This is a genomic window from Streptomyces sp. NPDC004031, from assembly GCF_053604375.1.
Window position 1 is genome coordinate 40963 of sequence record NZ_JBSGHL010000030.1, and the last position, 13524, is coordinate 54486.

The following is a 13524-nucleotide window of genomic DNA, read 5'->3' on the forward strand; positions in this document are numbered from 1 at the left end:
GCGGCTAGCCGCAGGTCAGCGTGGGCGCCCCCCAGTCGCCGTGGTCGTTGCCGTTGCCGTCGCCCGCGTCGCCGACCTTGAGGTCGAGGACCTGGGCGCCGGTGATGTCGACGTCGAGCGGCACGGCCGCCTGCTTGCCGCGGATCGTCCCGGTGGTGGTGAGCACCTTGCCGTCGGCGATCACGGAGAAGGTGACGGTGCCGCCGCCGCCCGTCTCGTCGTCGACGCCCACCTGCGCGGTCAGCCGGGTGCAGGTGCCGGCGAGGTAGAGCTGCACGTCGCTCACGGAGTTGGTGCCGAGCCCCTTGGCGTAGGTCGTGCCGGCGACGGTGAGGGGCTTGCCGTCGCCCGCCGCCTGCTCGCCGACGCTGGTGTCGCGCTCGACGGGGCCCCAGCCGTTGCTCGACGACAGGAAGGGCAGGTCGCTCACGGCGTTCTGCCCGGCCGGCGGCAGCGGCGGGATGGCCTTGACGATGCGCTCGTCCCCGGCCGTGGCGGGTCTGCCGCGCTGGACGTACCGCGCGGTCGTGCTCAGCGCGGAGGCGTCCGGCAGGGTTCCGGCGGGCGGGGTGACCGTCCAGCGGATCGCGGCGGACCTGCCGGGCAGCACCCGCGCGACGGACGCGGGCTGCGGGGCGCTCGCCGTCCACCCGGCGGGCAGCTTCAGCGCGGCCGACACCGAACTGGCCGGCGGCTGGTTCGCCGGTACGGCCACGGTGGCCGTCGCCGTGAACGCCTTGCCCGCCTGCACCGTGCCGGGCACGTCCAGCGTGACGTCGGTGCCGGGCGCGGCCGGCATCGCGTAGACGGCGTGGCTGTAGCGCGGCGCGGGGTTCTGCGCGACCTTCAGCGGCGAGGTGTAGCTGCCGTAGTTCGTCAGGGCCACCGTGCCGAGGCCGCCGGTGCTGCCGTCGAGGTTCCACACCGCGAGGGCGATGCTGTTGTTCCCGTCGGGATCGAGGATGCCGTTGGGAATCGGGAAGGAGTGCTGCGGGCCGAGGTAGTTGACGTAGTTGCCGACCTGCCAGCCGTTCACGAAGATCGTTACGCGGTACTGCCGCTTCGGGTCGTCGGTGAACGTCAGGCCGACCGAGGTGTCCTGGCCGTGCGGCAGGTCGAGGGCGACGTCCGTGCGGTACCAGGAGACGCCCGCGCGGGTGTCGGTGGCGGGCAGCGAGACGTTGCTCCACGACCCGTCCGGGTAGCCGGGCAGCGACCAGCCCGCCCGCTCGCCGTACAGGCCGCCGTTGTTGAGCGGTCCGCGGGCGGTGTCGAGCAGGTCCTCGCCGCCGCGGACGCCCTGGACGCGCCAGGTGACCGGGGTGAGCGGGGCGCCCAGCAGCGCGGCACTGGTCAGGCCGCGGGCGGTCTTGTTGCCGTTGGAGGAGTTGTAGTCCTCCTCGTGGCCCATGTTGACGGTCAGGACCGACAGGACGTTGTCGGCGCCGTCCGCGGAGGACTTGAGGGCGCCCGCCGGGAAGGTGAAGTCGGCGCTGCCGGTGGTGGAGCTGCCGAGGAAGGTGCCGTTGAGCCAGGCGGAGAAGGCCTGCGCCTTGCCGCCGGAGTCGGACACCAGGTGGATGCCGGTCTCGGAACCGGAGGTGCGGAAGCGGCCGCGGTACCAGGTGTTGCCGGTGTGGAAGCCGTAGTCGTCGGCGTAGAGCACGGGCAGCGAGTTGACGCCGGAGGAGCTGTTGGTGGTGGTCTTGTCGGCCACCTGCCAGCCGGAGTCATCGAAGCCGGGCGCGGCCTCGGGGGATTCCTCGGTGTGCTTCCAGTGCGTCAGCGCGGGCAGCCGCACGGCCTGGGCGGTGGGGATCTGTCCGGTGCGGCTGCCGGTCGTGGTGGAGCCGGTGTGCACGGCCCTGCCGTTCCAGGTGACCTGGCGGGCCGAGCTGAAGACCTCGATGTCCTTGACGTCGGCGTTGTCGCCGGTGAGGGCGAGGGTCGCGCCGCCGTCCCGGCTGGTCGCGGTGCGCAGCAGGTGGCTGCCGCGCACCAGCACCGGGCCGGACGCGGTGTCCTGCCGCCAGAACGTCTCGGCGGTGGGCTTGTCGCCGACCATCAGCAGCGCCGGGCGGGAGCCGCCGCCGCTGATCGCGATGCGGATCAGGCCGTTGTGCGTGTAGTTGAGCCGCAGGTCGCCGGTGGCCGGGTCCCAGGTGGTGGTGACGTCGCCGCCGCTGCTGGTCACGGTCGGCTTCGAGGTGTAGCGCAGCACGGTCTCGCCGTCGCTGCCCTTGTCGCCGTAGAGCACCGAGACGTCCCGGTCGCCGATCGCGGCGGTGGTCATGATCTCGGAGGTGGAATATTGCAGCTGGGTGCCGCCGAGCTTGTAGTTCGCGACGACGATGTGCGAGTCGCGGCCGTCGAGGGTGATCGCGGTGCCGGGCTGCTGCGGGACGACGGGGTAGGTCGCCTCGGTGGCGCCGCCCTTCGGCACGTCGATCGCGTCGATGGAGACGAAGTTGTCGGTGGAGCCCGACGCGTGGCTGCCCGTGACGACGATCTTCAGGGTGTGCGGGCCGTCGGACAGGCCGCTCTTCTGGAAGACGACCGCCTGGTCCTCGCTGCCGGAGTCGTCGACGGTGGCTTCCTTGGTGCCGTCGACGTAGACGTCGGCGTAGCCGTGGTTGTTCGTCTTCGGGCCGATCCAGCGCACCGCGGTGCCGTCGAAGGGGACGGTGACGGAGTCGCCCGCGGTGTTGGAGAAGGACTCGGTCTTCTGGTAGTCGCCGCCGGTGTAGCTCTGGTTCGCCACGTGCGACCAGGTGCCGGTGTAGTCGAGCGCGGCGTCGGTGTCGTCGTGGGTGTACGTGGTGTCGGCGGACGGCTGGGCGTTGAAGTCCAGCGCGATGTGGGTGGTGTCGGTCGTGGTCGCGGTGGAGTCGCCGTGCCGCAGGACGTGGAACTGCGTCCTGGTGTCCGGGTTCATCCGCGCGGTGTCGACGACCTTGGCGTTGTCCGGCGGGGTCGACCTGATCTGGTCGGTCTTGGTGAGCGGGGCCACCGACTGGGTGAAGTAGCCGATGAGCTTGTCCTCGTCGAACTTCGGGTCCAGCTCGCGGGTCTCCCGGATCGCGGCGCCGTAGTCGTACGAGGTGTAGTTCTGCGGTTCGCCCAGCCAGCCCCAGTTGGTGCCGCCGTAGGTCATGTAGAAGCTCTGGGCGGTCGCGCCCACCGCGATGTTCTGCTTGTAGAAGACGTTCGCGAACTGGTCGTTGATCAGCTCGGCGCACTTGTCGTAGCCCGGACCGCCCCACGGGTCGAAGGCGCCGCCCTGGAACTCCGGGGTGTAGAGCGGCTTTCCGGCCGGGTGGTCGTAGCTGAGGTTCGGGACGCCGTTCCACTTCGACGGATTGGAGCAGTTGAACCCTTGCGGGTAGGAGTCGGGTCCGTCGACGTCCAGGGCGCCGTCACCGGAGTTGAAGGTGCCGTTGTTGTTGCCGGTGAGCGGCACGGTGATGCCGTCGGCGCGGGCCTTGTCCTCCAGGTGCTGCATGTACGCGCGGGCGCTCGCCGAGCCGTTGTAGAACTCGTTCTCCACCTGGTAGGCGATGACCGTGCCGGTGCCGTTGGTGAGCTGGTGGCGGGCGATGATGCGGTCGATCTGGGTGAGCCACTCGTCGGAGTACTTCAGGAACGCCGGGTCGTCGGTGCGGTTCTGCTCCTTCTTGGTGGTGAGCCACCCGGGCAGTCCGCCGCTGTCGACCTCGGCGTTGATGTACGGGGCGGGGCGGGCGATGACGTACAGGCCCGCCTGCTGCGCCATGTCCAGCAGCTTGTCCACGTCGCGCACGCCGGTGAAGTCGTACACGCCTGGCGCGGGCGAGTGGTAGTCCCAGTCGAAGTAGAGGGAGGTGGAGTTGAAGCCGGCCGCCTTCATCTTCTGGAAGATGTCCAGCCACAGGTCGGGGCTCGGCAGCCGGAAGTAGTGGAACTCGCCGGACCACAGGTAGGTGCGGTCGCCGTCGACCATGAACGAGTAGCCGTCGAATGTCACCTTGTGCGCCGTGCCCGCGGGCTTGGCCTGCGCGGTGGCCGGCTGCGCCTGCGATGCGGCGACGGCGGGCAGCGCGGGCACCGCCGTCAGGGTGAGCGCCACGGCCGCCGCGGCCGCCGCCCACCACTTTCTGTGCCGGCCGGCTCTGCCGACCGCCGAACCGTCGGGGTTACGTCGCACTGCGCCCTCCAGGCGTGCCGAGGATGTCAACTCCAAACAGATTCCATCGAAGTCGCACAATAGGAGGGCGGACGGGGTGGCACAAGAGATCGGACGAAGGTCGCTGTCTTCTGCTTGTGTAAAGGTACATACTCCTGCATAACACCCGCTCATTTGCCGAAATGAGCAAGGAGTGGCGGGTATACGCACCGATGAGTTCTCGTCAGATCCCTTGACAGCCACCGCACAGCGGGTCTGTCATGTCGCCAACTGTTGAGTTGCGTCGGATTCTGTGCCGACCCTGTCGGCTACCGCACCGGTGCTCTCTCCGGAACCTACGATGGGACTCGTATGCCGATCACCCGCAGGATCCTGTCCTGCGTCACCGCAGGGGCGTTGTGGGCAGGCGGACTCGGCGTGGCCGCCGTCGCCGCCGGAGTCGCCACGGCGCCGTCCGCGGCGGCCGTCGACAACGGCCTCGCCCTCACCCCGCCGATGGGCTTCAACGACTGGAACTCCTTCGGCTGCAACGTCAGCGAGCAGCTGATCAAGGACACCGCCGACTACTTCGTCAGCTCCGGTCTGAAGGACGCGGGCTACACCTACGTCAACATCGACGACTGCTGGATGACCCACACCCGCGACGCCGACGGCCGGCTGGTCCCCGACCCGGCCAAGTTCCCCGACGGCATCAAGGGCACCGCCGACTACGTCCACAGCAAGGGCCTCAAGCTCGGCATCTACGAGGACGCGGGCACCGCCACCTGCGCCGGCTACCCCGGCAGTCTCGGCCACGAGGCCGCCGACGCCCAGTCGTTCGCCGACTGGGGCGTGGACTACCTCAAGTACGACAACTGCAACAACAAGAGCGACGGCACCATGGCGGACTTCCTGAACCGCTACACCGCCATGGGAGACGCGCTCAAGGCCACCGGCCGCCCGATCGTCTACTCGATCTGCGAGTGGGGCCAGCTGGAACCCTGGAAGTGGGCCGGCGACATCGGCAACCTGTGGCGCACCACCGGTGACATCAGCGACAACTGGGGCAGCCTGAAGTCCATCACGGACGCCAACCTGCCGCTGTCCTCCTACGCGCGGGCCGGTGCCTGGAACGACCCCGACATGCTGGAGGTCGGCAACGGCGGGATGACCGACACCGAGTACCGCACGCACTTCTCGCTGTGGTCGATGATGAACTCCCCCCTGCTCATCGGCACCGACCTGCGCAAGGCCACCCCGGCCACGATGGACATCCTGCTCAACAAGGAGGTCATCGCCCTCGACCAGGACCCGCTGGGCAAGCAGGCGAGCGTGCTCGCCTCCACCGACAGCGGCACCAAGGTCGTCGTGAAGCAGCTCGCGAACGGCGACCGCGCGGTCGCGCTGTACAACGAGTCCGACCAGCCGCAGCACATCACCACGACCGCCAAGGCGGCCGGGCTGCCCGCCTCCGCCACCGGCTACAAGGTGCGCGACCTGTGGCAGCACCGCGACTACCAGTCCTCCGGCACCCTGGCCGCCACCGTCCCGGCGCACGGCACCGTGCTCCTGCGCGTCTCCCGGGATGTGCGCGCCCTGCTGGACCCGGCCCTGGTCGACGCGGGCGTCAGCGGCACGTCCGTGCACATCCAGCCCGGCCAGGGCGCCGACGTCATGGCGTACGCCAGCGACCTCGGCACCCTGCCGGCGCTCGCGGTCAAGGTGAAGCTCAACGCCCCCGACGGCTGGTCGATCCGCCCCAAGGGCAGCACCGGCACCCCGGCGCTCCCCGGCGGCCGCACGCTGAACACGACCTGGCACGTCGAGGTTCCCGCGGGGACGGCGACCGGCACCTACGCCCTCTCCGGCACCGTCACCTACCGCGGTGTCGGCGGGAAGTCGGCCGTCAGCGTCCCGCTGACCGGCCAGATCTCCGTCGCCGTGCCGCCGCCGGCCGGCACCTCCTCCCTCAGCGACCTCCAGTGGGAGTCGGCGAGCAACGGCTGGGGCCCGGTCGAACGTGACAGCAGCAACGGTGAGACGGGGGCCGGCGACGGCCACCCGATCACCCTCGGCGGCACCGTCTTCGCCAAGGGCCTGGGCGTCCACGCGCCCAGTGACGTCGCCTTCTACACCGCCGGGACGTGCACCTCGCTGACCGCGACCGTCGGCATCGACGACGAGAAGAAGAACAGCAAGGGCTCGGTGGAGTTCCTGGTGCTCGCCGACGGCAAGCAGGTCGCCGACAGCGGCGTCGTCACCAGCACCACCGGCGGCCACCCGCTGTCGGCCGACGTCACCGGCGCCCAGGTCGTGCACCTGGTCGTCACCGACGGCGGCGACGGCAACGACAGCGACCACGCCGACTGGGCGGACGCGCGGATCACCTGCTCCTGATCACCGCTCCCCCGCCGTGCACGGCCGGTGCCCCCGCGCGACCCGCGGGGGCACCGGCACGTCAGCGGCCCGCCTCCCACAGCGTCTGGAAGCGCTGCACCCGCTTGGCCACCCGGTCCGCCCGCAGGTCCATGAGCGTCTTGGTGTTGACGCCCCGCAGGTCGGAGCCGATCTCGTAGGACAGCGACTCGTCGAAGACGATGAAGTCGTTGGTCTCGTCCATCCTGGCGATCGGCGACAGGTCGGACAGCGCGAGCACCTTGACCTCGATGCCCAGGCTCTGCTGGTCGTCGCACAGCTGGCCCAGGTCGATCGTGTTGTCCTCGGGCTTCTCGATGATGAACAGCCGCCGGATGCGCACCCCGTGCGCGTCGATGGCGTCGCGCTGCGCCCGCAGATAGCGCTGGCCCAGCTCGCTCGGCCAGAAGTCGCGGTCCACGGCGGTGCTGGTGGCGTCGATGGTGTCCACCGCGCAGCCGGTGAGGGTGACGATCCAGTCGTGGTCCTCGCCCTCGTAGTCGACGAGTTTGGCGTTGAGGTTCTCCATCAGACTGGTGAGCTGGCTGACCTCGGCGCGGGCGAAGGCCTGCATGATGGCCGGCGACCCGGTGCCGACCTTGCTGGCGCTGCGGATCAGCCGGGAGACGCCGTCGGGCGGCAGCGCCGACCGGTCCACCAGGCCGAACAGCTCGGTGGCCTCGTTTATCCGGGCGAAGCCGTTGGCGACGAGCTCCCTCATCTCCGCGTTGTGGGTGGCGATGGTGTGCTCGACGGAGGTGAGCCGGCGTTCGAAGTCGGTCATGTACTGGATGATCAGGGCCGCCCCGCCCAGGAAGATGGAAGAGGTCAGCTTCCACACCTCGGGCTGGTTGGTGGCGTCCGTCAGCAGATAGGTGGCACCGCCGACGAGCGCGGTCAGCAGTGTCTTGAACAGTACGGGCGGCACCATGCGGGACGGCGCGGTCTGCGCCCCCGACCCGGTCCCCAGCGTTCCGGCCATGTCGTCATCTCCCCCTGATGGGTTCGTGCTCCTACGAGCCCGCGGGCGGGCAGGTCATGGCTGCTGCACATGCGCGGAGACGGCCAGCAGCGCGAGCTGGTCCCTGATCCGCTGCACCAGGATCTGCCACTGCCGGCTGAACCCCGGTTCCCGCTCCAGCACCTCCCACAGCGGGTGCAGCAGGCGGTCCACCCGTGCGGTGGGCATCCACAGGTGCAGCAGATGGTCGACGGCCGGGCGCAGCGAGGCCACCGCGACACGCCCGTCGACCGAACCGAGCCGGCTGCGCTCGACCATCCGCACCAGGGTCGTCAGCAGCCAGTCGTGCAGGGCGAGGTCCTCGCAGAGCCTCGCCGCCGCGGCCGTTCCCGTGCTCCCCGCCAGCCGCAGCTCCACCGTGCGCAGACCGTCCTGCGCGAGGGTGAAGTTCTCCAGGGACGGCTCCGCGCCGTCCGGGGCCCGCAGCGCGACCCAGCGCAGCCGCGTCACCTGGGCCCGGAAGGGCGCCGCCCGGTCCAGCACCGGATTGCGCAGAACGTTGCGCAGCAGGTGCTCGGCTATCGCGCCCAGGTCCAGCTCGCCGGGCCGGGCCGGGCCGCTCAGGCAGCCCGCGGCCACGTCCCGGTCGGGCAGTTTGCCGAACGGTTCGACGACGCCGGGCCGGGCCAGGTAGTGGCCCCACGGGCGGCGGCGGTCCGGGCCGTCGGCCGTCGCCGTGCAGAAGGCGTCGGTCTGCAGCAGCCGGCCGCCGGTGAGGGCGGCGCGCGAGGCGACCGTGCCCACCGCGCGGACCCGGGCGCCGGAGGCCGTGGGCAACTGGCAGTCGACGCCGGTCAGCAGTTCGGGCGAGAGCGCGTACGCCCCCGGCCGCTCGGACTGCAGCACCTGCCGCCCGGCGCGCAGCCGCAGCAGTCCGGCCGCGGCCGGCGACGCGAGCGCCTGGGAGTTCTGCAACAGGCAGGTGCGCACCTCGCCGCAGGCGAGCACCGGCTGGGCGATCGCCGCCGTCCCCCCGCCCGGGATCACGTCACCCGCCCGCGTACATGACGTAGGAGATGCGGTCGGTGATCTCCTCGGGCACCGGCATGCCCTCGCCCAGCGAGCGCCGGGCGACCTGTGCGAGCGCCTCGGCGTCGATGTCGACCTGGTCGAGGACGACCCGCACGGCGTGCTCGACGCCCATGAAGCGGGCGGGCAGGACCGAGCAGGTGCGGTACGCCGAGAAGGGCGCCGCGGCGGGGTTGAGCCGGACGACCGGCGGCAGCTCGTCCCAGTCGCGCGGGAATTCCGTGCCGGTCCAGGGCACGGGTTGCAGCACCGGGTCCCCGGCGTGCCGCAGCAGGCCGAGCCGGGCGAGCTGCCAGACGGCGGCCAGGAACGGGCAGGACCACCAGCGGCGGCCGTCCACCTCGTCCCACAACTCGACGTCGACGAAGACGGAGTGCCGGCGCGCGGCCGTCTCGGCGGGCGGGTGCCAGGGCTCGCCGGGGGCCATCGCCTCGGGCAGGTCCCCGGCGGGGCTGCGCCGGCCGTTGGCGAGCCAGCCGGTCTGCACCGCGGGCGGGCGGGTGCCGTCGGTGCCGGGGACCGGCGACTCGACGAGGCGGGCCTGCACCTCCTCGGCCACCGGGGTACCGCCGGCGACGGCGCAGCCGGACTCGCGGGCCAGGTAGTCGATCGTCAGGCCCGCGCGCTCGGCCTCGGCGATCACCATGGGGAGCAGTTCGGCCGGGGTGGAGAAGCGGGTGAAGTAGTCGTCCACCAGGAAGCAGGTGCTCACCCGGGCCCGCCCGCCGCCCGCCGCGGCGAGCACCCTGGCGGCGTCGGCCCACGGCTTGACCTGGGTGAAGTGGGTGCGCAGCCGTTCCGGTCCGGCTTCGAAGTCCTCCATGTAGAGGTGGCCGAGCTCCAGCGACAGCTGGGCGAGCGGCACCGACTGCACGCGCGCCTCGGCCGCCGTCTCCCGGAAGACGCGGCCGGGGCCGTTCCCGTGGCCGCTGACGGGCACGGTGGTCGCGGCCGCCGTGGCGGCGGTCCCGGTGTCCGTCATACCGGCCCCCACGCCTCGTCGTCGGTGAGCTTGTCGGCGAGGTCCTGGAGTGCCGTGAGCGTCTCCAGGTTGGCGATCCGGCTGGAGAGCACGTCCTCGTCGGTGATCAGCTGCTCGCGCCACTGGAGGACGGGCTCCAGCGGCACCGTGCCGATGGCGGCGCTGAAGCCGACGTCCCGGTCGGCGGCGAGCCGGTCGAGGTCCTGGTCGCACTTGCGCATCCAGGACGACTGCGCGGCCGGCACCAGCGACCACGGGGGTGCCTCCGGGTCGGGCACCGCGGCCCGCACGAACCGGATGGCCGAGCGCAGCTCCTCCTTGTCGTGGCCGCGGGCGACACCGCCGGCCAGGATGCCGCGCTGGCCGAAGACCAGTCCGGAGGCGGCGATGACGTGCTGCCGCGTCCAGCGGTGGTAGACCAGCCAGCGGGACCGCACGCCGCGCATCTCGGGGCGGGCGGTCACGTCGAGGGCCATGTCCATGGCGTAGCTGCGCCCGGCGCTGAGATCGACGATCACGACCTCGAACTCGCTGTCGAGCCGCAGGAAGAGGTCGATGCAGCGCTGCACGGTGTCCTTGGCGACGGCGAACTCGCCGCCGCTGCGGTCGCCGGGCAGGAGCACCAGGTTGCCGGAGTTGGCCGGGCGGTCGCGTAGCAGCTGGTGCTCGGTCTCGGCCCAGACGTCCAGCCGGGCCGGTTCGATCGCCTTGCCCTGGAGGTAGGAGTGCAGACCGCCCTGCTCGATCCCGCCCATCGCCTTGGGCACGTCGAAGACGGCGGCGGCGGTCGGCGAGCCGAAGTCGAAGTCCAGGTAGCACACGTCGTCCCCGCCCAGGGCGCGGCGGAAGGCGAGGTTGGCGCTGGTGACGGAACGGCCGGTGCCGCCCTTGTCGGAGGCTGCGAAGACGAGCACCGGTCACACTCCCCGCGAAGCGGTCTGTCTGGCCAGGGCCAGTCCGTCGAGTTCGCCGAGAATCTCCATCGTGAGCGCCACCGCGGTGCCCGGCTGCCGTTCGGCGAGGTCCCGGGCGCGGTTGAGCTTGACCTCGACGCCCTTGAGGGCCAGGCCGCGGGAGGCGTCGAGGGCCGAGGTGGGCTCCAGCTGCTCGTTGCCCAGCAGGTGGGTGGCCTCGCTGAGCAGCCAGGAGGCGTAGTTGACGAGGTCGATGCTGCGAATCGGGGCCTGCACGTACAGCTGCCGCCCGGCGACCATGCACTCGATGACGCGCTCGGTCACGCCCCAGGTCAGTTCCGCCGGAGGGCTGGAGGTGGCGTCGGGGAAGACCGTACCGACGCTGTCCCACAGCCCGGCGCCCACACCGGCGGTGATGCGGCGCTTCCACATGTGGTCGAAGATCTTCTCGGCGAGCCGCAGCAGCCGGTCGTGCGAGGTGATGTTGCGGGACAGGGTGCACAGCTGGATGCTCCGCTTGAGGAGCATCGCGGAGAAATCGCCCATGGTCCACTGCATGGGGTTGCCGGTCTCGCTGCTGCCCTGGAGCGGCAGCCGGATCCCGGGGCTGTGCAGGCCGATGGCCTTGTCACCGACCATCAGCCGGCTGCTGATCCGGCCGCGTTCGGCGAGCCGTTCCATGACAGCGACGGTACGGGTCAGGTCGTCGTCGGTGGCGCGGCGGCGGACCAGGTCGTGGACGAGGATGGAGGCGACGCAGAGCGAGAAGTACTCCGACTCCAGCCGCTGCCCGGTGGTCCGCCAGGGGATGTCCTCCAGCGGCCAGGTCGTCTCGTTGAAGCGGGCGATGCCGGACCAGTACTGCTGGGTGATCTCCCAGCGCAGTCGCAACGCCTCGGCCAGGCGCTGCTGTTCGGCGGTGAGCAGGCCCAGGGTGAGGGTGCGGTCGCTGAAGAGGTCCTGGATGCCGTCGAGGGCGACGACGGTGAAGTACAGGTAGGGGATCGGCCGGGCGGCGCCGCCCGGCTGCGGGCCGATGGGCTCGCTGGTGTCGACCGGCGGGGCCTCCTTGACCAGCGTCCAGGCCCAGCCGCACTCGAAGAGCTGGTTCTCGTCCTTGAGGCGGTCGGCGATGTCGACACCGAGGGTGAGGCTCTCGCCGATCGTGGCGCGCAGGGCCTCGAAGCGGCGCTGGAAGCGTTCGACGACGACGCGTTCGGACAGCCGGCCCTGCCCGAGCACCCCGCACAGTGTGCGGCCCTGTGGCTCGTCGGGGTCGAAGACGTTCACGGTGAAGGAGCGCAGCAGGCTCACCATGGCGGCGGTCAGCCGGGTCTCGGTGGCGCCGCGCAGTTCGTCGATCTGCGCGCGTACGTCGGAGCGGCGGGTCTTGGACTCGTAGACCTTGAGGAAGCCGAGGGTGGCCAGGCACAGGGTGATCGACATCGAGAAGGAGTCGACCACGCCGATGGACCGCTGTTCCTCGGACAGTTCCAGATCCGGGTCCGCGGAGACGAAGTAGTGGCCGCCGGAGAAGCTGGGGCGCTTGTCGTCGGTGGTGTGGTTGCGCATGAAGTCGGCGAGGACGCTGACGAGTTTCGCCGGGATCTCCACGCGCCCGCCGGCGTTCTTGAGCGCGTTCTGCACATCGCGCTCGGTGGTGTCCGGGTCGTCCAGCCGGAAAGCCGGGATTTCGGTGGCGGGATACATCAGGCAGAGCAGCCGCTCGGCGTCGGCGACACTGCTCAATCCACCCGTCTCACCCCACTCCCAGCTGCCGTCGGCAAACGAATGGCGTGAAATGGCCTGCCAGATGTCCAGCAGGTGCTGCCGCGGCTTGATCTGCATTCCCCACCCCTCCACCAGGTGCACCGTTGCACTTCGTACGGTGTCCGGACGCACCCCGGTCGGATTACTCCGTACTCGTCACGCGTGCCCGCGCCGCCCGCAGGCCACGATCATTCCCTCGTATCCCTCGCGCAGTGCGCCGCCCGGCATTCCGACCGGGGTGATCGCGACTTCCTCGCCCTCGGCGAACGGGCTGAGGCTCCTGCGCACATCGGCCGCCGTGACACTGCACGCGGGAAAAAGGGTGTCACCGACCCTGTACCCCAGTGAGCCCTCCATGAAAGCAGCCGCAAAGGGAGCGCCGGGTTCCAGGACCCGCATGAAGCGCTCGACCGCGAGCAGGAACTCGGTCTCGGAGGTGGACAGCGACTCGGCGACGAAGAACATCGTGCCGATCTGCCAGCCCTCGCCGCGCTCGTCGAGGCCGTCGAGGTCGAACAGGTTGCCCTGCTCGACCCGTGCGGCGCGGGCGAACGCGGTCCGCGGGTCGGGCACCCGCCGGGCGTAGACCTCCTGCTCGCACAGCGCGTCCCAGAACTGGTCCCAGTGGGCGTCGTAGGACTTCTGCTGGCCGCGCAGATAGCCGACATTGGCGGCGGAGCGCTCGTAGAGCGTGATGGTCCCGCACCACGGGAGCATGGACATCGACGGGTACAAATTTGCCCCAGGGCCGACGTCGATTCCGCGCAGCCGGGCGCCCGCGGAGTCGGGGGTGTCCCGGAAGTGGTCGGCGAAATGCTTGCGTACGACTTCGAGGATCTTCGCATCATCGGAGCGCAGGTGACCATAATTGTGATCAACGTAGGCCCGCGAGTCGAACGCGTCCCACGGGGCGTCCGAATTCAGCCGTGGCGCAGCCATGCGCGCAGAGTCGTTCGCCGTTGGGGGCGTTCCGAGATCCATCTCCCCATAATAGCGGCGAACTTGGCCACCGACGCCCACCGTACGGACGGCTGGATTAGCGCAGGGCGCACGGAGGGCGCGTGGCAGCATACGCGCATTTCATCCGTATCCCACCTTGAACAGCGGGTAAACGCGGCTGATCCTGGTCAGAACCGGTGAACACGGCGCCGGCCCCACCTTACGCACGCGCGCGAGCCCATGTCAGCCGAATGGGGGAACGCGGCGTCGACCTCCGTAGTCCGGCGGACCGGGTTCCGGCCCGTCCCCGTCC

The 13524-nt window shown here is 70.6% G+C and carries 8 protein-coding genes; 1 reads left to right on the forward strand and 7 read right to left on the reverse strand.

Going from position 1 to position 13524, the window contains the following annotated elements; translation table 11 throughout:
- Window positions 1-4: 4 nt before the first annotated feature.
- Window positions 5-4183 (reverse strand): beta-galactosidase, encoded by a 4179-nt coding sequence (locus tag ACWERV_RS20220; RefSeq protein WP_452934803.1) that lies wholly within the window; start codon window positions 4181-4183, stop codon window positions 5-7.
- Window positions 4184-4513: 330 nt separating this feature from the next.
- On the opposite strand from ACWERV_RS20220, the gene ACWERV_RS20225 reads away from it, so the two are divergent.
- Entirely contained in the window at window positions 4514-6538 is a 2025-nt protein-coding gene (locus ACWERV_RS20225; protein WP_452934806.1) for an NPCBM/NEW2 domain-containing protein, read from the forward strand.
- Between the two features lie 61 nt (window positions 6539-6599).
- Here ACWERV_RS20225 and ACWERV_RS20230 read toward each other — a convergent pair whose 3' ends face one another.
- The 6 genes from ACWERV_RS20230 to ACWERV_RS20255 all read right to left on the reverse strand — a co-directional run bounded on the left by ACWERV_RS20230 (window position 6600) and on the right by ACWERV_RS20255 (window position 13211).
- On the reverse strand, window positions 6600-7538 hold the full coding sequence (locus ACWERV_RS20230; protein ID WP_398190823.1) for a DUF6879 family protein: 939 nt from the start codon (window positions 7536-7538) through the stop codon (window positions 6600-6602).
- A gap of 54 nt (window positions 7539-7592) precedes the next feature.
- Complete coding sequence (locus ACWERV_RS20235) at window positions 7593-8561, reverse strand: SCO2521 family protein (RefSeq protein ID WP_398190920.1); 969 nt, start codon at window positions 8559-8561, stop codon at window positions 7593-7595.
- A gap of 4 nt (window positions 8562-8565) precedes the next feature.
- Window positions 8566-9588 (reverse strand): SCO2522 family protein, encoded by a 1023-nt coding sequence (locus ACWERV_RS20240; RefSeq protein WP_398190826.1) that lies wholly within the window; start codon window positions 9586-9588, stop codon window positions 8566-8568.
- Window positions 9585-10502 carry an SCO2523 family variant P-loop protein gene (locus tag ACWERV_RS20245; protein ID WP_398190829.1) on the reverse strand — a complete coding sequence of 306 codons (918 nt, stop codon included), beginning with the start codon at window positions 10500-10502 and terminating at the stop codon, window positions 9585-9587. Before ACWERV_RS20245 ends, ACWERV_RS20240 begins: the two co-directional genes overlap by 4 nt.
- A gap of 3 nt (window positions 10503-10505) precedes the next feature.
- Window positions 10506-12350, reverse strand: a complete 1845-nt coding sequence (locus ACWERV_RS20250) for an SCO2524 family protein (RefSeq protein WP_398190832.1) — start codon at window positions 12348-12350, stop codon at window positions 10506-10508.
- Window positions 12351-12428: 78 nt separating this feature from the next.
- Complete coding sequence (locus ACWERV_RS20255) at window positions 12429-13211, reverse strand: SCO2525 family SAM-dependent methyltransferase (protein ID WP_452934810.1); 783 nt, start codon at window positions 13209-13211, stop codon at window positions 12429-12431.
- Window positions 13212-13524 lie beyond the last annotated feature (313 nt).